Origin of the sequence: Halovenus anhuiensis (assembly GCF_037080055.1) — an archaeon.
Taxonomy (GTDB): domain Archaea; phylum Halobacteriota; class Halobacteria; order Halobacteriales; family Haloarculaceae; genus Halovenus.
This window is the reverse complement of sequence record NZ_JBAOJI010000001.1, coordinates 194,134-214,631: the sequence shown is the minus strand read 5'-3', so window position 1 is coordinate 214,631 and position 20,498 is coordinate 194,134. Positions and strand designations below refer to the sequence as shown.

The window sequence follows — 20,498 nt, the reverse complement described above, 5'->3', positions numbered from 1 at the left end:
GAACCCCTATGGACGATAATGGAACGGCCCGCGTCGACCGGCAGTGAACCAGCAGATGCTACTGATCTTCGGTCGGATTCTTCGACAGCGAACGAGCGTTCCGGGGTGAGCCGTACGTCCGCCGACAGTGCGGAATCGATCAGCGACGCGGCGTTGGTCGTCGATGGCGTCTCGAAGCGGTTCGGGGGCGACGACGGCGTCCTCGCAGTCGACGACGTGAGTTTCAGTATCGACCGCGGCGCTGTCGTGGGATTGCTCGGCCCGAACGGCGCGGGCAAGACAACCCTGATCAAGTCGGCGCTGGGGATGGTGCTCCCGGACGAGGGGGATGTTCGGGTGTTCGGATCGGACGTGACCGACGGTCGCCGCACAGCCTACGCCGACGTGGACGCTATGCTCGAAGGCGCTCGCAACGATTACTGGCGGCTCACGGTCCGGGAGAATCTCAGATACTTCGCGACGATCAGCGGCGTCGACCCCGACTCGGTCGCGGACCGACACGACCGACTGCTCGACCGTCTCGACCTCACCGAGTACGCCGACACGCCGGTTCGGAATCTCTCGCGAGGGATGAAACAGAAAGTCTCGCTGGCGAGCGTGCTCGCGGGCGGTGCGGAACTGGTCTTTCTGGACGAACCGACTCTGGGGCTGGATATCGAGTCTTCGCGGACTCTCAGGGCCGAACTCAAACGGCTTGCTCGCGAGGAAGGGCTGACAATCGTCGTCAGTAGCCACAACATGACCGTCATCGAGGACGTGTGTGACCGCGTGATCGTCATGTCCGAGGGGCGAATCGTCGCCGACGACAGCGTCGAGGCGCTGCTCGCTCGGGCGGACCGTGATCTCGTCAGTATCGAGAGCCCAGAGATCACCCCGGCGACGGTGCGGCGCATCGAAACCTGGTTCGACGTGGCCACAGTCGACCGCTCCGCGAGCGGGTGCCAACTCGATATCGAAGCCAGCGGCGAGGATCTCTACGATCTGATGGATCTGCTCCGCGAAGCGGGCGTTGTGATCGACCGAATCGAGACGCTCGATCCGACGCTGGAAGACGTGTTCGTCGAACTCACTGGCGACGGAAGCGGAATCAGTTCCGATAAGGCGGGAGGGCTACGATGACGGAAGCAGACCCAGTGGTCCCTGGGGCCGACGAGGAATCCGGGCCACGACCGGCGACGTTCTACCACCTCGCGCGGGCGGTGCTGTACCGCGAGTATCTGATTTTCGTCCGATACCCTGCCAACGCAATCGGTGGCATCGTCGTGTCGTTGATTTTCTTCGGCATGCTGTTCTACGGCGGTCGGTTGATCGCCGGGCAGGCGCTGACTGACTCGCTCGACGGCATCATCGTCGGCTACTTCCTCTGGACACTGTCGGTCGGTGCCTACTCGGCAGTCTCGAACGATATCGGCAGCGAGGTGCAGTGGGGGACGCTCGAACGGCACATCACGACCCCGTTCGGATTCGCACCAGTCGCCCTGATCAAAGGCGTCGCCAAACTCGTCAGAACATTTCTCACCTCGGCGGTGGTGCTCGCGGTCATGCTCCTGCTCACAGGCAGATCTCTCAGTCTCGATCCGCTGACGGTGATCCCGGTTGCAGCGCTGTCGATCACCTCGGTGCTCGGACTCGGCTTTGCCGCCGGCGGCGTAACGGTGCTGTACAAGCGCATCGGCAACTGGCTGAATCTCCTCCAGTTCGGTTTCGTCGTGCTCATCTCCGCACCTGTGTTCGACCTGCCGTGGACCAGAGTGCTGCCGCTCGCACACGGCAGCGCCATGCTCCAGCGAGCGATGGTCGACGGTGTTCGGCTCTGGGAGTTCGGTTTGCTCGATCTCGGGCTACTGGTCGCCGTCGCGGCGGGCTATCTGCTGGGGGGCTACGTCGTCTTCGAGGTGGCCACACGGCGAGCGAGGCGACTCGGCGTCCTCGGCGATTACTGAGCGCTACGTCTCCTCGTCGGCCAGATCGATCACGTTTTCGCGACCGATGCGGAGTTTCTCGATGGTGTCCTCCTCGGCCAGGTCCGAGAGCACGCGAGACGTTTTCGAGGGCGACCAGTCGAGTCGGTCTGCGATCTCTGCCTGCCGGATGCGACCGCCCTCGGATTCCAGCAGCGACACCACCTGATCTTCGTCCGTCGCTAGCTCATCGAGATCCGCTGTCGCTGCCTCCGATGTCGTGGACTCGTCGATTGGGGCCGTTGTGGCCCCTGAAGCCCGTTCGTCGAGATGATCCTCGTTGGAACGGGACTGCCAATACCGGCCGTAGGTGATGCCGGCGACGACGAGAACGAGAACGACTCCGGCGACAGCGAACAGCGTGGGGGAGGTCCCGCTGGCGGGCGTGTCCGATCCGTCGTCAGTCGTTCCGGAGCCATCCGTGAAGACGACTTCCGGTCGTTCGTTCTCGAAGGAGGCTGGCCCGTTCCACTGGAGTTCCCCGCTTCGCTGCCGGTCCGGGGTCGGGTCGGTCGATTTTGTGTCGTACTCGCCCGGACCCTCGATGATCAGGATGTCGTCTTCTTCGAGGAAGTAGCCGCCCCGGAAGACATCGCCAACTGTGACCGTTCCCTCCGCAGTCTGGGCAAACCCGTCCCAGTCGAAGCGATAGGTCACGTATCCCCATCGCCGGGGTGCTTCCTGGACCCCCGTCTCGCCCTCGAAGGCTGCCGCGGTCATCTCCCGGTTCGTCGCCGTCGCTGCGTTTTCGACGACGCCGGTCATCTGCTCGCGGAACTGACCGACGTACTGTGAGCGATTCTGCTCGAACTCTTCCTGGAACGCTGCAAATTCTTCGACATCCGTGTCGGTTTCAAGCGCCATGCGGATCGTCAACTCCCACTCGGCGGAGCCATTCTCTCGGATCGCGATCCGGGTCGTCGTCGTATCGGTTTCCGGCGTGGATTGGGTCTGAATATCGGGCGAGGACTGGGTGAATTCGACGCTCGCGATGTCGGTGCTGCTCGGAGTAGTCCCAGCGACTGGGCCGGCAATCGTCAGTCCGAGCAGAAGCGCGGCAATCAGCGCGAGCGAACTCAACTGTCTTCGACAGGTAGGCACTGCCTGTGGGTTTTTCTCGGATCAATATAAATACGACGTTGAACGGGCTGCAAACGGCTGAAATTCGCTGCAACTGTGGGCAACTCGGGGCAAAGAGCCGGGAGTATCAGCCCGGTTAAAGTAGGTATGACATCTATCGATCGGTAATGAGTCAGCTCAAACCTGCCGCGACGGTCACCGTCACCGTGGCCGTCGTTTTGGCACTGCTGTTCCCGGCAGGGGCCGCTGTCGGTCTCGTCGACACGGGCTCTGATTCGGGAACAGCAACACAGGACGCAACAAACGGAACGGAACTCTCGGTGGAAGTCGGAGAACAACTTTCGACGGTCGTCACGACGACCAGCGCTGAGATCCGAACCGAGGCCGAAAACGTCGGCTTCGATCAGCGGTTCGAGCAGGCAAACGCGACCGAACGCGCCGACCTGATCGCCGAGCGAGCGGCTGAACTCGAAAACCGGTCGGCGGAACTCAAAACAGCGTACGCAGCACTGACAGAGTCCTACGAGCAGGGAGAAGTCAGTACGGACGAGTACGCACAGCGAATCGCGGCACTAAGCGGGACGGCGACCAACGTCGAGAAGAGCACCGCTCGGCTCGAAGCACGGGCGGCAGATCTCTCGGATGCAGAGCGTCGAGCAGTCGGTATTACCGAGGACGACCTCGCGGAAATCACCGCAGGGATCAATCCCCTGACCGGGAAAAGCGCTGCCGCAGTGCTCGGCCAGTTCACCCAGGGCGGCGCCAGTGAGATCGAGATCGAGGTCGGCGACCGGATCGAACTCTCCGTCGAGAGCGACGGCGAGCATTCCCGGCAGTTCGAGCGACCTCGTGAGGACGACGACTCGAATTCGTACGACATCAACCAGTCTGCCGCGCTAAATATCGCCGAGGCGGAACTCAGCCGACCCGCAGAGGAGTGGGCGCTGACCGGCATCAGTACCGACGACGGAGCCTACGAGTTCGAGTTCGCGTATCAGGGCCCCGGCGAGGGCGAGGCTGAAGTCTCCGTCGACGGATCGAGCGGGACGATCTTCGAGTTCGAGGAGTCGATCGAAGCACCCGACGACGATGACGACGAGGAATCAGAACTCGAAGACCTCGCGATCAACGTGGTCGAGGGAGAGCCAGCACCGGGCGCGAATGTCACGCTCGCGGTCACTGGTGGCGGGGAGCAGGTCTCGAACGCTTCGGTGCAAATCAACGACGAGCGCGTCGGTGAGACGGACGCTGACGGCCAGATTTCCGTGACCCTCCCCGAGAAGGAAGAGATCGATATCGGCGCCACCCTGAACGATGCCGAGGGTGAACTGGAATTCGAGTTCGAGGACGAAGACGACGAAGAACTCGCCGCGACCGCAGACATCGAGGGTGATACAATCACCGTCTCGGTCGGTCTCGACGGCCAACCGGTCGAGGGTGCGACTGTCACGCTCAACGAGAACGTGACGAACACGACCGGCCCAGACGGAACGACTTCGTTGACCTTCGCCGAGAATGAACTCGAAATCGACATCGAGTACGACGACCGCGAAGCCGAACTCGAATACGAACTGGACGAAGAAGACGAATCGGATGAGGAAGAAGAAGAAGAGGAAAACAGCGAAGAAAACGAAGAGGAGGAAGATGAGACAGAGGAGGGAGAAGACGGCAAGGAAAGTGAAGATGACGAAGAGGAGGGAGAAGACGGCGAGGAGAGTGAAGATGACGAAGAGGAGAGCGAGGACGACGAAGGAGAAACCGAAAACACCGAAGGGGACGATGAGCAGGAAAAAGAAGAGGAAACTGAGGAAGAAACGGAAGACGGCGAAGAATCCGATGACGACGAAGAGACTGATGACGATGACGACGACGAGGGGGAGAGCGACGATGACGACGACAGCGACGACAACTAACCTCGCCTGAGTACTCCGGCGGTTCTCAGTCCTGACGACTGATCAACCGAGTACACGGTTACCCTGTCCAGGTTGCTGTATCGGAGAACAAAACGTTTCATTGACGGGACCACGTAGGGATCGTATGGTCGAGCAGGTTACACTCTATCGGGCGCCGTCGACAGTCGCCGATGCCGGAGAGATTGCGGGGTGGCTCGACGACCGGATCGAGCCCTCGGTCGACGTTCGCGAGCGGTTCACCGCGACGCGGGCCGACGACGAACTGGCCGAAGAGTTCGCGAAAACGCGGGTTCTCTCGCCGTACGACCGCGACACCGGAAACACGATGCTGGGTATCGTCCGCTACGAGCAGCGAGCGCTCGATTCACCGGAGCAGGCAGGGGGCGTCATCTACGACGGCCTGGCGGTACAGCGCTTGCTCGGCGAGCGACTCCCCGACGGCGAGCGAGGACTGGATCACCTGCATATCGTTCTCACGAGTCGGGCACTCGGGACGTGGGGCGACCACGACGGCAGGTGGCACAAACGTGTCAACGTGCTCGGCCAACCAGCCTTGGTTTCAGTTCCCGGATTGTACGAAGCACCGGCCAAACCCGAATCCTACTACAAAGAGAAACAGAAACATGCGCTGGTCTCCGGGGACACGCCGCCGCGGGAAGTCCTCGAATCGCAGGTCGAGGGCGACTTCCTCGTCGAGGACGACCCGCGGACGACCGACGCGCTGAAAGGCTACGTTCTGCAGGCGTTCCACTATCTCGAAACCGGCGAGGGATTCTGTGTGACTGATGGCTGTCGACTGGCCAATCCGCACCGCCAGCCCGGAGTCATCGACGCGCAGCTCCGGGACCCCGAGTTCTGCTCGAAGCACAACGACTTGTACAGTCCGTAATCGAACGGCGGTGAGTTCTCAATCGGGCACCTGACCGCGCGCGCTGCGAACGAATCCCAGCCCCATAGTCTCCGTTTCGAACCCGAGAGTCTCGCGTTCGAGCGTGTCACGCGCACTTCGCCAGCGCGCTTCGAGTGCTGCGGCCGGAGACTCCCGAGCGAGTCGACCGCCCGGACTGGAGAATCGCACGAACAGCCGAAAGAGGAGATTGATGGGAGCAGCGAGCGCCCGATCACACCGGCCGGCGTTCATAATCGCAATCCGGCCGCCCGGTGTGAGGTGATCGATCCACTCCGCAACTGCTGTTTGCGGATCTTGCAGCATCCCGATCAGAAACGTCGAAACGATCGCATCCGCCTGCTCGATTGGTGGCCGAGTTGCATCGCCGCGGACGACGTGGACGTTTTGCCACCCACGGCGGTCGATCCGGTCGCGAGCGCCGGCGAGCATCGCCTCAACGAGGTCGACTCCGACTACCGTCCCCTTCGGACCGACCGCCTCCCGCAGGTAGGGGAAGTTCGCGCCGGTGCCACAGCCCATTTCGACGACAGTGTCCCCGGGTGACAGCGACAGCATCCCGACGATTCGCTCGCGCCAGGAGGTCACGCCCGGCGCTGTCGCGATGTGGTCGTACAACTCGGCCCAGCGAGTGTAGAACTGCTGGGTGGGATCGAGTTCACTCATCGAGTTCCCGGAGCGCCGTCGCGACCGTCGGCGCGTCCTCACCGAAGAGATACAGGATCGGCTCGATTCCGTACCCGCCGCTCTGGTAGAGGACAGTCGCCTCCGGATGCTTGTCGAGAGCGTCGGCGATTGCCTGTTCGATCTCGGCGTCGGCGTCGAACTCGACGGCGGTGTGTCCCTGTTCAGTCAGCGTCTCGACTAACTCCTCGCTGTAGCTGACGTTAACGGTTGCGCGGTGGTCGCTGCCGGCGGCCCGAGCGGCCAGCAACACGCTCGCGACGTGCTGGCTGACGCCGAACTCCGGTTCGCCGGGGACCGTAAGCTGTCCGCGGACCGACAGCAGTCGTCCCGGCACGCCGACCACGTCGTCTATCGTCTCGGCGTCGGGAAGGCATTGGACGAGATTTGAGCCGACAGCGGGAATCCGCTGGGGGAATCCCGGCGTGTTTTGGAGCGTTCGGAGCCCTCGCCGGACCGACGCACGAGCGCGATTGGCCTCGCGGAGCCTACTGTCCGGGTCGTGAATGGCAAACTCGCCATCGTAAGAGTCGATTTCCGGGACTGCCTCGGCGTGCAGATCGGCGAGGATGCCCCCGCGTTCCAGTTCTCGGATGCAGATTTCCGCCTCGATCAACGCTTCCGCTGTCGTCATCTCCCCCGTTGCAAGCCCCTCGGCGAGCTGGTCGACCAGTTCCCGGACTTGCTCGGTCTCCATGATCGCCTCGTTACGAGCCACGTCGCCGTGGACGTACTTCGAGACGGCGCTCTGGCTGATTCCCAGGTGCTCGGCGACCTCATTCTGGGTGAACCCGCGCTCGCGTAGTGCTTCGGCGAGCAGCGAACGGAAGGTGGGCAGAAACTCCTCGACGACGAGTTCTTCGACGAATTTCATGGCTCACTGCTCACCGCCGAACTCACGGTCGCCGCCGATCCGGGAGGCCTGCGGACCCTCCTGATTCTGGTATTTCGAGCCCCGGTCGCTCCCGTAGGGCCGCTCTGCCGGATTCCTGAGTTCCGTAAAGGTCAGCTGAGAGATCCGCATATCGGGATCAAGCGCGACGGGCGCGGCACCGAGATTCGAGAGTTCGAGTGTGATCTGGCCCTTGTATCCGGGGTCGCACAATCCGGCTGTGGCGTGTACGACAATCGCAAGCCGACCGAGCGACGACCGGCCCTCGACGTGGGCGATCAGGTCGGGCGGAATCTCGACGCGTTCTTTCGTCGTTCCGAGGACGAAATCGCCGGGGTGGAGTACGAACTCGTCGTCTTCGTCGATGATCGTCTCCTCGACGTAGTCGTCGACTTCCTGTTCGGAGTTGGGGTGGATGCAGGGGATGTTCGTCCGCTGGAACTCGAGGAAGGTGCGGCCGAGTCGCAGATCGACGCTCGCGGGCTGGATCTGGATCTCGGGATCGTCAAGCGGTTCGATCACGAGGTCTCCGTCTTCGAGGCGGTCGAGAATATCACCGTCGGAGAGTATCATACTGGGTACGCGAACCACGAGAAAATAAAATCGCCGATCCGGTCGGACAATCGAATCTTTTTGTAGCCTGCTCACCGAGTCCGGAGCATGAAACAGGCAATCGTCGCGCGCGCAGACCTCGGCATGGGCGAGGGCAAACTCGCCGCACAAGTGGCTCACGCCTCACTGCAAGCCTACGAGGAGGCAGACGGGGCCGCACAGCGGGAATGGAAAGGTGGCGGTCAGAAGAAAATCGTCCTCCAGGCCAACAGCGAGGCCGAGTTGTTCGAGATCAACGAGAAAGCCCAGGTCGAGCGACTGCCCCACGCCATCGTCCGGGATGCAGGCCACACAGAACTCGAACCCGGGACCGCGACGACCGTCGCCGTCGGCCCGGCGAGCGAACGCGCTGTCGACGCTGTGACCGGCGAACTCTCGCTGTACTGAGATACTCAATCCGTCCTGTCGAACAGCAGTGAGCCGCCGCTGGTGACCAGATAGCCCGTGCCAGTCAGTGCGACCCCTGTTCTGCTGTCCCGGACGAGACCGAGGTCTTTCAGCGACTGGACGACCTTCGAGACCCGAGAAGTGTTCATATCGACAATTGCGACGAGATCACGGCCGTCGCCCGCGTCGTGCAGCGCGTCGAGCACTTCCCGCTGTTCGTTCGACAGCGAGGCGTTGCGGGCCTTCGCCAGTTGTCGCTCGTGATGTTCGGTCAGGAAGCGCTGGAGAAGTTGTTTTTCGACCTCGCTGGTCGGCCGCATCTCCATCGTAACGACGTTGGCGTTGACCCGGAGGTGATGGATCGTCAGGCCCATCTGGTAGCCCACCTCCGTCTCCATCGGTTTCTCCTCGATACCGACAATCGTCGACAGGCGAATCCGAACCGGGAGCGTCTCTGTGTCCGGGTTTTCGAGTTTGATCGTCCGCTCGGTCGTCGAGAGAGTGCGCGTCTCGGGTTCGATTTCGGAGATATCGTCGATCCCTTCGGAGAGATTCGCCGCGACAGTCTCGACGTCGTCGAGCAGAGAGGTGAACAGCGTCTGCTGAAAGTCCCAGCCGATATCGCGCGGGAGTTCACAGACGACGATTTTCCGATCGTCGCGGTCGTCGTTGTAGGCGACGCCGACCGTCTCGTCGAAGACGCCTTCGAGCGGGCCGGGGACGTAGCCTGGCGCGACGTCGACAATCGAGTCGAAGGGGATCCGGAGCGTGTCGGCGACGCCGGTCTGATCGCGCGAGACAAGCACGAGTTCGCGCTGGCCGAGGACGATCGATCCACCGGTCGGCCGCCCGTTCTCGATACCCTGCCCGGCGAATCGCGTCGAGACAGAGACCTGCACAGGTGAGGTGACCTGATCGCGGTACTCGACGGGCTGGTCGCCGGCACCGACACCGGATGATCCCGTCTCGGCGTAGCGGTCTCGCTGGGATTCGCGTCGGCGCACCCAGTCGACCAGAGAAGCACTGACGAGTTGGGAGCCGCTGTCAGCCGACGGCTCGCGGATGTCGAGCGCAGCGGGATCGAACGTGCTCCCGGAAGATGGTTCGATCGGTCTCGGGTTTCGACCGCGGGGTTCGACCTCTTCGGCTCGGTCTCCGCGCCACCGAGCGTCGTACTGGACCGGATCGAACGGTTCGCGCTCGAACGGTGTCGGGTCGCAGACGAGCCGGTACTGCGAATCCTCTCCGCAGATGTCGGGTGCTGCCTCGGGACCGAGCGACCGGTAGAGATACTCCCTGAGTTCGCCGCCGCCGACGCGTGCGAACTCCCCTGCTGTCTCTTCGTCGACTGCAAGCAGGTCGGCGAGTCGCCGCGGGCCGAAGCCGGCCGTCGCGAGAAACTCCCCGGCCGAGGCGCGGAGTGTCTCTGTCGTGATCGACTCCGTGTCCAGTTCCCACGCGTTCGCTGCGGCATCAGTGAGAATCTGCTCGATTCCCGCCACGTCGGTATCGAGATAGGGATGTTCGCCGAGCACGCCGTCGATAGCGGCAGTGAGCCGACGCGACCAGCCGAACGGGATCGTTCGCGCGCCGGAAGCGCCGCCGGGCGGCGACCAGCACGTTTCGCCGACAATCTCCTCGACCGAGCGGTCCGTTCCCGTTTCTTCCTTGCGTTGGCGGGCGTCGGCGAAGCAGTGACGGCAGGCGCAGGGATCTCGTGCGGGAATCTGGACCTCGCCGCGCTCCCAGTCGATCCAGTCCTCGTGGAGGTGTGTCACCTCTTCGGGACGGAGACCGAGCCGGCCGACGAGTGCGATCACGTAGCACGCGTCCCTGCGACGTGTCTCGGATTCGAGAGTCAGCCCGCCGAGATAGAGGCTGTAGAATCCCTCGGGAGAGAGCGCGTCGGCGGGCGAGGGCGTTGACGCCATTGGTGGCAGTGAGGCCCCCCACAATGAAAATCTATCCCTGTCAACCCGGCAGGACTCTCTGGCGATGAGAACGCCCAGCAGTTTCTTCTCGCCGAGCCGTCAAGATCCAGTATGGAATCAGAATCCGAGGAGACGGTCCAAGTCTGGCTCGTCGAGCGGACGTACTCTGACGACGAACAGAATCTGATCATCCTCACCTACGCGACGCCGGACGGGAGCCAGTACTTCCGCAAAGAGCGGGCGCTCACGTCCTACACGGACACGCGGGCAACGACGGCAGCGGTCGAGGCGGAGCCAGAAAATCTCGGCAGCGTCGACGACGAACAGTTACAGCAGCGGTACGCCGCCGAAGCGGAGCGGATGGCCGACGTTCACGACCCCGACGATCCGATCTGATCGGCTCGGCCGGTCAGATTCTCTCGTGGGTGAACAGCATGTGGCCAGTCTGAGTGAGTTTGAGTTTCGTCCCAGTTTCTCGGACGAGTCCTTCCTGTTTCAGTGTCTGCAGGATTGCAGCGAGTTCTTCGGGCGTCTTGTCGAGTGCTGCAATCAGCGCCCGGTCACGGCTATCGTGGGATGCCTGCAGCGCGCGCAAGACATCTTCTTGATCTGCACTGAGCGAGAGTCGTTTGATTTCCCGGACGCGGCGATTGTACTCCCACTGGAGAATCCTGCGAACGAGCGTGTGCTGTCGGTCGGAGACGAGTCTGATTTCGGTCGTCAGCGGCGGCCCGATCAGTTGCAAATACCGGATCGTAAGCGCCGACACGCGGTCGCCCCCGTAAGACATCTGTCTGTCGTCGAGATGGATCAGCGAGGAAAATTTGATCGTCGTCCCTGTTCCCCTGTCCCCGGTGCCGCCAAATTCGAGTTCGTACGGGTGGGCGTAGAGGTCCCGCACCGCTGGCTCCTCGTCTGTCTCCTGTTCACCACGCTCGACAGGATGGGCAATAGCCGCCGGGACACCGTCGAGCATCGCCGAGAGTAGGGCCACGAGAAACCGCCGTGTGGTGATGTCAATCGGCTCGACGACGATGATTCCGCGCTGGTTTCCACGGGCATACGAAAACGCGACGCTGGTATCGAAGACGTTTCGGTAGGCCTGTGGAACGTATCCCGGTGCGATATCAGTGAGTGATTCTAACTCGACCGTAACGCTGCGGTCGCCGCTTTTGATCACGAGTTGGTCCGACCCCAGGACGACTCGACCACTCGCCGGGTCGTGTTCCTCGTTGCTCTCGACGACGAAGCCAACGTCGGTTTCGAGCACTGGCTCTTCGATCTGGCCACCGTCGGCTCTCACTGTCAGCCCCCGCTCCCAGCCGGAATTGGCCATCATTGAATCGATTCCTGCTGTGTACCTAAACTTTCCCGATCCAGTATCAAATATAATAATCATACCGAACGCGGATGTAATGATTGTCGACTCGGTTCTGTTTGGCCCCGTCTACCAGAGAACCGAACCGGAATCCGATCAGGGCCGCGAAATCGCCCGTTACGGCTGGCGAGAAGTGGTATTTTCCGGTGCCAGAAGGGCTTTAGTTCCGAGTCGACAAGCTACGTGTAGCGGTCACGTTGCCCCTTCGCGGGCGTATCTTCGCGATACAGTCCCACGTCGAATACGGAGTCGTCGTGGCTGGCGCATACGCTGCCGCAAGCCACCAGTTTATATGCGAGAAGGACTAACGTGAGGTAAACACAACCGGTGTGACTATCCAATGCAAGGAAATCAACAACAGCAAGCCTACGACAGGGGAATTACGATCTTCTCGCCGGACGGCCGACTCTACCAAGTCGAGTACGCCCGAGAAGCAGTCAAACGAGGCAGTGCGAGCGTCGGTATTCGGACCGCCGACGGCGTCGTCCTCGCTGCGGACCGACAGACACGCTCGCCGCTCATCGAAGAGGAGAGCATCGAGAAGATTCACGAGGCCGACGAACACGCCGGCATCGCGAGTGCGGGTCACGTCGCGGACGCACGGCAACTCGTCGACTTCGCTCGCCGCCAGTCACAGGTCGAGCGCCTGCGCTACGACGAGCCAATCGGCATCGAGACGCTGTCCAAACGGACAACCGATCACATCCAGCAGTACACACAGACCGGCGGCGCGCGCCCGTTCGGTGTCGCGCTGCTGATCGGTGGTATCGAGGACGGCGAACCGCGCCTGTTCGAGGCCGACCCCTCCGGGACGCCCTACGAGTGGCAGGCAGTCGCCATTGGGGGCGGCCGCGAGGACATCCAGGCCCACCTCGAAGAGGCCTACGACCCAGAGATGGACCTCGACGGCGGCGTGACCCTCGCGCTGGAATCGCTGGCGGTCGGCACCGACGAACTCGACGCTAGTAGCGTCGACATCGCGACTATCGATACCGAAACGGAACGACTACAGTCACTCTCCAGCGAGGAAGTGGCCGACTACGCGGCCGAGGCTGACCTCGGAGGTGAAGACGATGAATGAACCAACTGACTTCCCACAGAACCCATACGAACCGGAACTCGGAACGTTCGAGGAGATGAGCGAACAGGACAGCGATGCTGTCGTCAAGACTGGCACCACGACGGTTGGTGTCAGTACCGAGGACGGCGTCGTGATCGGCACTGACCGACGAGCAAGCCTCGGCGGCCGGTTCGTCTCCAACAAGAACGTCACCAAAGTCGAACAGATCCACCCGACGGCGGCGCTGACACTCGTCGGCTCCGTCGGTGGCGCACAGTCGTTCATTCGGACGCTTCGCTCCGAGTCGAACCTCTACGACAGTCGCCGCGGCGAGCCGATGTCGATTCACGCGCTGGCGACGCTCGCAGGGAACTTCGCCCGTGGCGGACCGTTCCTCGCGATCAACCCGATCCTCGGCGGCGTCGACGAGGAAGGTAGCCACGTCTACAGCATCGACCCGGCCGGCGGTGTCATGAAAGACGACTACACGGTCACCGGCAGCGGGATGCAGCTGGCACACGGTGCTCTCGAAGGGGAGTACGACCCCGAACTCTCCATCGAGGAGGCCGAAGTGCTCACTGCGCGTGCAGTGCAGGCCGCAACCGAGCGCGACACCGGATCGGGTAACGGACTCGTCACGGCGACGGTAACCGAAGACGGCGTCGAGATTCAGGAGTACGACGCTGCGACCGATCTGCTGTAATCGGCGATTCGCGGTCACAGGCCGACATCCCTTTCTTCTCGGCACGCATCGCTATCTAACAGCTAATGCGGCAGGCACACCCAGTCGAGCGTGCGGTCGGCATCGAGTACTATCTAACCGACGAGGACGGCACCGGCGGCCACCTGCGCGAGGAGCCCGAGGATTTCCGCGTCCGCGAGCTCGAACAGTTCGAGGCCGAACCAGTCGACGCGCCCGCCGAGAAGTATCCACATCTCCTCGTCCGTGTCACGCTCCGACGCTGGGATACCAACGACTTCGCCCGAGAACTCGCCAACAAACTGGGTATCTCCCGCGAACGCGTCTCGTGGGCCGGAACCAAGGACAAACACGCCGTGACGACACAGCTCTTTTCTGTCAAAGGAATCGCTCCCGAGGATCTGCCGGAAATCTCTGACGCCGATGTCGAGGTCGTCGGTCGCACCGGCCGGTCGATTCTGTTCGGCGACCTCGCGGGCAACGCCTTCGAGATCAGGGTTCGAGAGCCTCCGCAACCGGAGAATGCCACGGCAATTACCGACTCACTCCGAGAGTTCGGCGGCGACCAGGTCGGTGTCCCCAACTTCTTCGGACAACAGCGGTTCGGGAGCCGTCGACCCGTGAGCCACGAAATCGGACTGGCGATGGTCCGAGAAAACTGGGAACGAGCAGTCCTTGCCTACGTGGGTAACCCATCGGAGCGTGAGCCTGAGGAGACACAAGACGCTCGAAAGTTTGTCGACGAGACGCGGAACTGGTCGGAGGCACTCGATCGAATGCCGGGCTATCTCGGCTACGAGCGGTCGATGCTGCACGAACTGGATCGGCGGACCGACGGCGGGGAACAACCAGCGAGCGAGGCGGATTTCAGGGCCGCGCTGGGAGAGTTGCCCGAAAACCTGACGCAGTTGTTCGTCAACGCCGCGCAGTCGTCTCTGTTCAATCAGATGCTCTCGAAGCGGCTGGAGCGGGGGCTGCCGTTCGACGAGCCAGTGGAGGGTGACGTGGTCTGTTTCGCCGACAACGACGGCCCGGAGGGACTGGAACTACCTGATCAGGACCGAACGCAGCGGGTAAGTGCTGATCGAGTAGCGTCAGTACGGCGACACTGCGAGCGGGGACGGGCGTTCGTGACGGCCCCGCTGGTGGGAACCGAAACGGAATTGGGCGAGGGCGAACCCGGAGAGATCGAACGGGAGGTGCTCGCAGCAGCGAATCTCGAACCCTCGGATTTCGAGATTCCCGACGAGTACACCTCGACCGGCACGAGACGAGCGATCCTCGTCCGAACAGATCTCGAACTCAGACAGGATCCACTTGCGCTCTCTTTTGCCCTCCCTCGCGGATCGTATGCCACAGTCTTGCTCCGTGAATATCTGAAGAGTGACCCCGAACAGCTCTGAGAAATTTGGTCACCGGCGACAGCGGTTAAAATCCCAGTTTGGGACCGCTGGAAGAATATCAATCCCCCCGAATCATTAAGTAGCTCGTAGCCTACCATATGTAATAGAGATTCATGACTGATCTTGGTGGATACCACGACAACGTGGCACGGGTCGATCTCAGTGAGGGAGAGGTCGCCTACGAGGGAATTGACGACGAGGACGCGAAGAAGTACATCGGCGCACGCGGGCTGGGGGTAAAGTACGTGTTCGATCAGGGGCCGGATGTCGATCCGCTGGGGCCGGACAACCTGCTGGCCTTCATGAACGGACCGCTCACGGGAACGCAGGTCACGATGAGTGGCCGGATCGCCATCTGTACGAAGTCTCCTCTGGCGGGACAGGTAACCGACTCACACCACGGGGGATGGAGTGGAGCCCGACTCAAGTGGGCCGGCTTCGACGGACTCCTGTTCGAGGGGCAGGCAGACGAACCGGTCTACGCCTACATCGAGGACGGGGAGGTCGAACTCCGAGACGCCTCCCACCTCTGGGGCAAAGGCGTTCACGAAACCCGCGACACCATCGAGGAAGAAATCGAGGGGCAGTACGGCAAGAACCTCTCGATGATGGCCATCGGTCCGGGCGGAGAGAACGAGGTTCGCTACGCCTGTATCGTCAACGAGGACGACCGCGCGTCCGGCCGCGGCGGGACCGGTTGTGTGATGGGCAACAAGAACCTGAAAGCCGTCGTCATCAAATCGTCGACGCAGATGCAGAAGCCAGCCGATCAGGAGACGTTCCGCGAAGGCCACAAACAGGCCATGCAACTCATCCAGGAGTCGGAGGTCACCGCACCGAACGAGGGCGGACTCTCGATGTACGGGACCAACGTCCTGATGAACGTCACCGAGGAGATGGACGGTCTGCCGGTCAAAAACGGGAAGTACTCTTCTTCCCGGTCGATGCGTGAGTCAGAGGACAGCGACATCGACGCCGAGGGCGTCTCCGGCGAGTACGTCCGTGAGAACATCCTCGTCGACGAGCCGACCTGTCACTCCTGTCCGGTCGCCTGCAAGAAGGAAGTCGAAGTCCAGGCGATGCACAAAGGCGAAGAAATGAACGTCCAGATGGAGTCCTTCGAGTACGAATCGGCGTGGGCGCTCGGCCCGAACTCGGGACACACCGATCTCGACGACTCCGTCATCATGGTCGATCGCTGTAACGACCTCGGAATCGACACCATCGACGCCGGCAACACCATGGCAATGGCCATGGAAATGACCGAGGAAGGCAAATTCGACGATCTCGGCGACGGGATCGATTGGGGCGACTCCGAAGAGATGATCGAGATGCTCGACCGCATCGCCAGCCGTGAAGACGACCTCGCCGACCATCTCGCGAACGGTCCAAAACACCTCGAAGAGGAGTTCGACGCACAGAGCAACTCGCTGGCCGTGAAGGGCCAGACGATGGCCGCCTACGACCCACGAGCGATGAAAGGGATGGCAATCGGCTACGCCACCTCGAACCGCGGTGCCTGTCACCTGCGCGGGTACACGCCCGCGGCCGAACTGCTCGGCATTCCGGAGCAGGTCGACCCGCACGAGCACGTCGGAAAAGGTGAACTCTGTGCCACCTTCCAGGACCTACACGCGATCAGTGATTCCTTCGACATCTGCAAGTTCAACGCCTTCGCAGAGGGAATCGAGGAGTACGTCCTCCAGTACAACGGGATGACCGGTCGCGACGTGAGCGAGGAAGAACTGATCCAGGCCGGCGAGCGCATCTACAACCTCGAACGGTACTACAACAACCTCGTCGGCTTCGACGGCGAAGATGACACCCTGCCGAACCGCTTCATAGAGGGCCACGAAGAGGCCATTCCCGCACAGGGCGGTAGTGAGGGTGAACTCGCCGAACTCGACGAGATGAAAGCAGAGTACTACGAGGTGCGTGACTGGGTCGACGGCGTCGTGCCGGACGACAAACTCGACGAACTCGGCATCGACATCGGCCCTGGCACGGGCGTCACCAGCGGTGACTCCGCGGCGCCCGCCGACGACTGATCGCCTCTAGCGCTTCAATTTTTATGAGCAACGAACACGACTTCGAGTTCCGAGTAGAGTCCCGTCTGACCAGCCACGGCGTCTACGTCGACGAAGTGACTGACGAGGAGGAGGGGTACAGTCTCACCTACGAGTCGGTCAACGTCGACAATCAGGGGATGATTCCCCACCGCGAAGTGGGCCGGGTGATCAACGTCTTCCGGGACCTGCACGACGACGACTGGTCCGGCGCGCGCATCGAGGCGGAAGTCATGGATTTCGACGGCAACAAACTCGGCACCTGGCACGTCGAGGCGGAGTGGATCGACCGTCTGCACAACGGCGACCTCTCGGAAGTCGATTTCTCACAGAAGGTCATCGATACGGTCGAGCCAATTGTCGAGCAGGACAGCTGAGCGAATCCCCTCACGCTCGTCGGATTCTGTAGCACGACCCGCGCTATTGTGACTGTTCGTCGGCCGCAACTCTCGTTCGCTGGCGGTTGGCTGTCTCTTCGGACGGTACGTTAGTCGCGGGGACCCAACTGAGTTGGACAGTCCAACGCTCTCCCGCCTCTTCGTCCTGTGAGTAATATTCGACCAGATCGATCTCGCCTTCGGACCGTGGAATCGAGTGGTCCTCGTCGGCCTGACCGCGTTTCCCTGGAGTCGTGAGTCGTTCGTCCAGCGCGCGGAGGTAGGCGGCGAGTTCCGCACGGTTGAGCGATTGTTCACGTTTGGTCTGGTGTGGTCTGGCCCCTCGGCCAACGCCGCCGGGTCGCCCGGTGGAGTGGCCACCAGCCGCTGCGTTGATGACGGCACCGAGCAGCAGGATCAGCGACGAGAAGTAGAGATAGGTAATCACGACGATGATGCTGCCGGCGAAGCTTCCTGCGCTGGGATCGGAAAAAGTTAGATACACCTGAAAGAGCGCCTGAAACACCGCCCACCCGACCGCAGCGAAGACCGCACCGGGGAGGACATCACGTAACTTCAGGTCGCGATCGGGAAAGACGTAATACATCGGCAGAAAGGCGATGACGAGTCCGCCGAGCAACACCAGCGGAATGAGATAGCCGCTGAAGGGGATCATATCTGAAAAGGCGGCGAATGCGACGACGGTTCCGATCGTGGCCAACACCGCGATTCCGAGCGCGAAGAGGACGACGAGACCGTCTTTGAGTTTATCCGCGAACGAGTTTTCGTCGACAGTCTCGTATATCTCCGAAAAAGCCGTGTCGAGGCCGCGGAATATCTTCAGCGCCCCCCAGATCAGGACGACGAGTCCAACGATAGACGCGCTTCCGACGCCGGAGTTGCCCACGAATATTTGGTCGACGACATCGGCGATCGGCCCCGGGAGCCACTGGTTGCTCAACTCGACGATCCGACTTTCGAGGCCACTGCCCGCCAGCGTGAGCATGAGAAAGAGGAGGATCAACAGCGGAGCCAGCGAGACGAACGCGCTGTAGGCTATACCCCCCGCCATCAGTGATACGTTCTTTTCAGTGAACTCTGTATAAACGCGCTTGAGGAATCCACTGGCGTTAGAGATAGAAGCCATACACTAGACTTGACGGTCCACTCGGAAAACGCACGTGCCGGCAACTGCGTGGTATCTGATAGACCCCTGGGAGTGAGGAAGCCGCTCTAGCTGGCTGAGAGGGCGCAGGTGTCGTCCGGAGGCGTGTTGCCTGCTCAATCGGCCGGAGTTACGGCCACGATATCGCGGATTTCGAGCGTCGTCTCGAACTCCGCTTGGCGGTCCATCCGCCGCCCGTCGCGCTCGAACTGCGCTTTGTGCGTGCGGCCCACAGCCTGTGCCTCTCGGTTCGTGAAGCCGAGTTCGGTCCCGAGACGCTCCCAGTGGCCCTCCTCGGCGAGAAAGTAGACACTGCCATTGCAGCCATCGATCCGCTCGAACCGGCGTTCGTACTCCGCAATCTCGTCCGCGAGATGTTCCTGTGCCTCCGACAGCAGATCTGAGAGCCGAGTGAGCGAGACGCTGGCTTTCGCACCCGCGAGCAGGACGACCTGTCCCTCGATGGGGTGACTCGGCTCTTCGATCATCTCAGCCACCGGCGCGGATCGCCTTCTGTGAGAACTTCTCGATCACCGGATCGAGCAGATCGGCGCTGTCGCCTTCGAACTCGACGGTCACCTCTGTGAGTCGTATCGATGGACCGACCTCGACTTTCTCCGAGGAGAGCGAGGCAGACCAGCCCTCGCCCTCGACTCGCTGGTCGTCGACCTGTTCGCCGCCGACGTTTTCCAGATAGCCGAGCGCGGCGCGGACCGAGATTCCGCGATACGACCGACTTCGCTCGACAGTCATCGTCTCGACTCACCCGAGTTCATCCGGAGCCTCCGCCGGGCCGGATGCCGTCGGCGAAAATGCGGGCGTGCCGTTCGCGGTCGATCCGATCTGAGAGATCCTCATGGTCGTAGATCTGCTGGATGATCGAGGCGTGGAGATCGCGCCAGGCCATCGCGTAAATCGGCGACTGGCCCCACGCCCGGAGTTCGACGACGTACTCGTCGTACTCCTCCCACCGGGTCTCGAAATGCTGGATGTGATCGACGACGGTACTGACCGCCTGTTCGTCGTCTTCGACAGTGAGCGCGGCGTTGAGTTCGCGTTCCCAGCCCTGGATGGCCTTGCCCATGTCTTGCTTGGTATCCTCGCCGTCCGGCGGGAGCGATTCGATGATCCCTTCCGGTATGTAGAGTTCGATTTCGTCCACACCCACCGTTGGGGAGGGTCACCAATAAAGCTGTACGCGTCCGGCGACTGCAGAGACAGAGCGAACGTGTTCGGGTAAACGTTCTCGGATCCGAAAGATCTAGCGGACACTATGCAAACGAAAGCAGAACTGGATGCCGACCAGTCCGAGCAAGCGCCGACGGCGGAGACGACGGTGACGGTCCGCTGTACCGGCCACGTCCGGACAGAACTCGGCGTCGGCCGATTCGAGTACACCTTCGAGGGAGACACGCTCCGTGAGTTTCTCGCCGACTTTTTCGAGGAGCACGATGTCAAAGAGATGCTGATCGCCGAGACTGAAGAAGAGGCGATGACCGACGGGTGGGCACCGGAGTTCGGCGAACTCCCCGGCGAGAACTACAACAAAAACCCCGAGGGCGAACAGAGTCGCCGGTTCGCCCGCGTTCTTGTCGACGGAATCTTCAACGAACACATCGACGGCCTCGACACGCGTCTCGACGACGGTGACCGCATCACGCTCATCTACCCGTTCATCTACTGCTGCTGAGACGGACCGGTCGCTATCCGCCGGCCACCGGAGGGAAGACGCTGATCGTATCGTCGTCGTCCAGCGGCGTGTCCGGCCCCTCGATATAGGTGATATCGCGGCCGTTTTTCATGATGCTCAAAAACTCCCGGACCTCTCCATCCTCGTCGAAAATATCGACCTCGGGGTACTCCGCCTCGACATCGTGGAGCACACTACCGACCGTTGCTCCGTCGTCGACTGCCCAGCCGATTTCTTTCTGACCGACCGCTTCCCGAAAGTTGGCGAAAAAGCGCAACTCGATGTTCATACA

The 20,498-nt window shown here is 61.8% G+C and carries 23 protein-coding genes; 12 read left to right on the top strand and 11 right to left on the bottom strand.

Translation table 11 applies throughout. The features are described 5' to 3' along the window. Positions 1 to 18 precede the first annotated feature (18 nt). Both V8P86_RS01095 and V8P86_RS01090 read left to right on the top strand, forming a co-directional pair. Complete coding sequence (locus V8P86_RS01095) at positions 19 to 1,119, top strand: ABC transporter ATP-binding protein (protein ID WP_336325390.1); 1,101 nt, start codon at positions 19 to 21, stop codon at positions 1,117 to 1,119. Next, entirely contained in the window at positions 1,116 to 1,943 is an 828-nt protein-coding gene (locus V8P86_RS01090) for an ABC transporter permease (protein WP_336325389.1), read from the top strand. Before V8P86_RS01095 ends, V8P86_RS01090 begins: the two co-directional genes overlap by 4 nt. Positions 1,944 to 1,946: 3 nt before the next feature. Here V8P86_RS01090 and V8P86_RS01085 read toward each other — a convergent pair whose 3' ends face one another. Next, entirely contained in the window at positions 1,947 to 3,062 is a 1,116-nt protein-coding gene (locus V8P86_RS01085; protein ID WP_336325388.1) for a helix-turn-helix transcriptional regulator, read from the bottom strand. Positions 3,063 to 3,208: 146 nt separating this feature from the next. Here V8P86_RS01085 and V8P86_RS01080 point away from each other — a divergent pair, with 146 nt between their 5' ends. Continuing rightward, positions 3,209 to 4,954 carry a DUF7096 domain-containing protein gene (locus V8P86_RS01080; RefSeq protein WP_336325387.1) on the top strand — a complete coding sequence of 582 codons (1,746 nt, stop codon included), beginning with the start codon at positions 3,209 to 3,211 and terminating at the stop codon, positions 4,952 to 4,954. A gap of 124 nt (positions 4,955 to 5,078) precedes the next feature. Then, entirely contained in the window at positions 5,079 to 5,843 is a 765-nt protein-coding gene (locus V8P86_RS01075) for a DUF7001 family protein (protein ID WP_336325386.1), read from the top strand. 18 nt (positions 5,844 to 5,861) lie between these two features. Here the strand turns inward: V8P86_RS01075 and V8P86_RS01070 are convergent, their stop codons facing one another. From V8P86_RS01070 to dcd, 3 genes are read right to left on the bottom strand one after another with little or no spacing between them, the layout of a single operon-like run. Further along, positions 5,862 to 6,527, bottom strand: coding sequence for a class I SAM-dependent methyltransferase (locus V8P86_RS01070; RefSeq protein WP_336325385.1), 666 nt, complete (start codon positions 6,525 to 6,527; stop codon positions 5,862 to 5,864). After that, positions 6,520 to 7,419 carry a thiamine-phosphate synthase family protein gene (locus V8P86_RS01065; RefSeq protein ID WP_336325384.1) on the bottom strand — a complete coding sequence of 300 codons (900 nt, stop codon included), beginning with the start codon at positions 7,417 to 7,419 and terminating at the stop codon, positions 6,520 to 6,522. Before V8P86_RS01065 ends, V8P86_RS01070 begins: the two co-directional genes overlap by 8 nt. Positions 7,420 to 7,422: 3 nt before the next feature. Continuing rightward, positions 7,423 to 8,010 carry a dCTP deaminase gene (gene dcd, locus V8P86_RS01060; protein ID WP_336325383.1) on the bottom strand — a complete coding sequence of 196 codons (588 nt, stop codon included), beginning with the start codon at positions 8,008 to 8,010 and terminating at the stop codon, positions 7,423 to 7,425. 87 nt (positions 8,011 to 8,097) lie between these two features. On the opposite strand from dcd, the gene pth2 reads away from it, so the two are divergent. Continuing rightward, positions 8,098 to 8,436 carry a peptidyl-tRNA hydrolase Pth2 gene (pth2, locus tag V8P86_RS01055; protein ID WP_336325382.1) on the top strand — a complete coding sequence of 113 codons (339 nt, stop codon included), beginning with the start codon at positions 8,098 to 8,100 and terminating at the stop codon, positions 8,434 to 8,436. A 5-nt stretch (positions 8,437 to 8,441) separates the two neighbouring features. Here pth2 and V8P86_RS01050 read toward each other — a convergent pair whose 3' ends face one another. Continuing rightward, complete coding sequence (locus tag V8P86_RS01050; protein ID WP_336325381.1) at positions 8,442 to 10,367, bottom strand: CheF family chemotaxis protein; 1,926 nt, start codon at positions 10,365 to 10,367, stop codon at positions 8,442 to 8,444. A gap of 111 nt (positions 10,368 to 10,478) precedes the next feature. Between V8P86_RS01050 and V8P86_RS01045 the strand changes: the two genes are divergently transcribed. After that, positions 10,479 to 10,763, top strand: coding sequence for a DUF7967 family protein (locus V8P86_RS01045; RefSeq protein ID WP_336325380.1), 285 nt, complete (start codon positions 10,479 to 10,481; stop codon positions 10,761 to 10,763). Positions 10,764 to 10,776: 13 nt separating this feature from the next. On the opposite strand, the gene V8P86_RS01040 is transcribed toward V8P86_RS01045, so the two are convergent. Continuing rightward, positions 10,777 to 11,703, bottom strand: coding sequence for a CheF family chemotaxis protein (locus tag V8P86_RS01040; RefSeq protein WP_336325379.1), 927 nt, complete (start codon positions 11,701 to 11,703; stop codon positions 10,777 to 10,779). A 382-nt stretch (positions 11,704 to 12,085) separates the two neighbouring features. Here V8P86_RS01040 and psmA point away from each other — a divergent pair, with 382 nt between their 5' ends. From psmA to V8P86_RS01015, 5 genes are all read left to right on the top strand, one after another. Beyond that, the gene (psmA, locus tag V8P86_RS01035) at positions 12,086 to 12,826 is read left to right on the top strand and encodes an archaeal proteasome endopeptidase complex subunit alpha (RefSeq protein ID WP_336325378.1); all 741 of its coding nucleotides are present in this window, start codon (positions 12,086 to 12,088) and stop codon (positions 12,824 to 12,826) included. Next, entirely contained in the window at positions 12,819 to 13,508 is a 690-nt protein-coding gene (locus V8P86_RS01030; protein ID WP_336325377.1) for an Ntn hydrolase family protein, read from the top strand. Before psmA ends, V8P86_RS01030 begins: the two co-directional genes overlap by 8 nt. Positions 13,509 to 13,573: 65 nt before the next feature. Next, positions 13,574 to 14,908 carry a tRNA pseudouridine(13) synthase TruD gene (gene truD / locus V8P86_RS01025; RefSeq protein ID WP_336325376.1) on the top strand — a complete coding sequence of 445 codons (1,335 nt, stop codon included), beginning with the start codon at positions 13,574 to 13,576 and terminating at the stop codon, positions 14,906 to 14,908. Between the two features lie 113 nt (positions 14,909 to 15,021). Then, positions 15,022 to 16,956 carry an aldehyde ferredoxin oxidoreductase family protein gene (locus V8P86_RS01020; RefSeq protein WP_336325375.1) on the top strand — a complete coding sequence of 645 codons (1,935 nt, stop codon included), beginning with the start codon at positions 15,022 to 15,024 and terminating at the stop codon, positions 16,954 to 16,956. Positions 16,957 to 16,979: 23 nt separating this feature from the next. Then, positions 16,980 to 17,351: a DUF8159 domain-containing protein gene (locus tag V8P86_RS01015; protein ID WP_336325374.1), complete on the top strand. Its 372-nt coding sequence runs from the start codon at positions 16,980 to 16,982 to the stop codon at positions 17,349 to 17,351. 43 nt (positions 17,352 to 17,394) lie between these two features. On the opposite strand, the gene V8P86_RS01010 is transcribed toward V8P86_RS01015, so the two are convergent. From V8P86_RS01010 to V8P86_RS00995, 4 genes are all read right to left on the bottom strand, one after another. Continuing rightward, positions 17,395 to 18,498, bottom strand: coding sequence for a YihY/virulence factor BrkB family protein (locus V8P86_RS01010; protein ID WP_336325373.1), 1,104 nt, complete (start codon positions 18,496 to 18,498; stop codon positions 17,395 to 17,397). A 134-nt stretch (positions 18,499 to 18,632) separates the two neighbouring features. Continuing rightward, positions 18,633 to 19,001 (bottom strand): DUF8048 family protein, encoded by a 369-nt coding sequence (locus V8P86_RS01005; RefSeq protein ID WP_442909359.1) that lies wholly within the window; start codon positions 18,999 to 19,001, stop codon positions 18,633 to 18,635. A 4-nt stretch (positions 19,002 to 19,005) separates the two neighbouring features. Further along, complete coding sequence (locus tag V8P86_RS01000) at positions 19,006 to 19,269, bottom strand: MoaD-like domain-containing protein (RefSeq protein WP_336325371.1); 264 nt, start codon at positions 19,267 to 19,269, stop codon at positions 19,006 to 19,008. Between the two features lie 19 nt (positions 19,270 to 19,288). Beyond that, positions 19,289 to 19,678 carry a DUF7971 family protein gene (locus V8P86_RS00995; protein ID WP_336325370.1) on the bottom strand — a complete coding sequence of 130 codons (390 nt, stop codon included), beginning with the start codon at positions 19,676 to 19,678 and terminating at the stop codon, positions 19,289 to 19,291. Positions 19,679 to 19,789: 111 nt separating this feature from the next. Between V8P86_RS00995 and V8P86_RS00990 the strand changes: the two genes are divergently transcribed. Next, a complete protein-coding gene (locus V8P86_RS00990) occupies positions 19,790 to 20,206 on the top strand; it encodes a MoaD/ThiS family protein (protein WP_336325369.1) in 417 nt (138 codons plus the stop codon). Between the two features lie 13 nt (positions 20,207 to 20,219). On the opposite strand, the gene V8P86_RS00985 is transcribed toward V8P86_RS00990, so the two are convergent. After that, the gene (locus tag V8P86_RS00985; RefSeq protein ID WP_336325368.1) at positions 20,220 to 20,495 is read right to left on the bottom strand and encodes a ubiquitin-like small modifier protein 1; all 276 of its coding nucleotides are present in this window, start codon (positions 20,493 to 20,495) and stop codon (positions 20,220 to 20,222) included. Positions 20,496 to 20,498 lie beyond the last annotated feature (3 nt).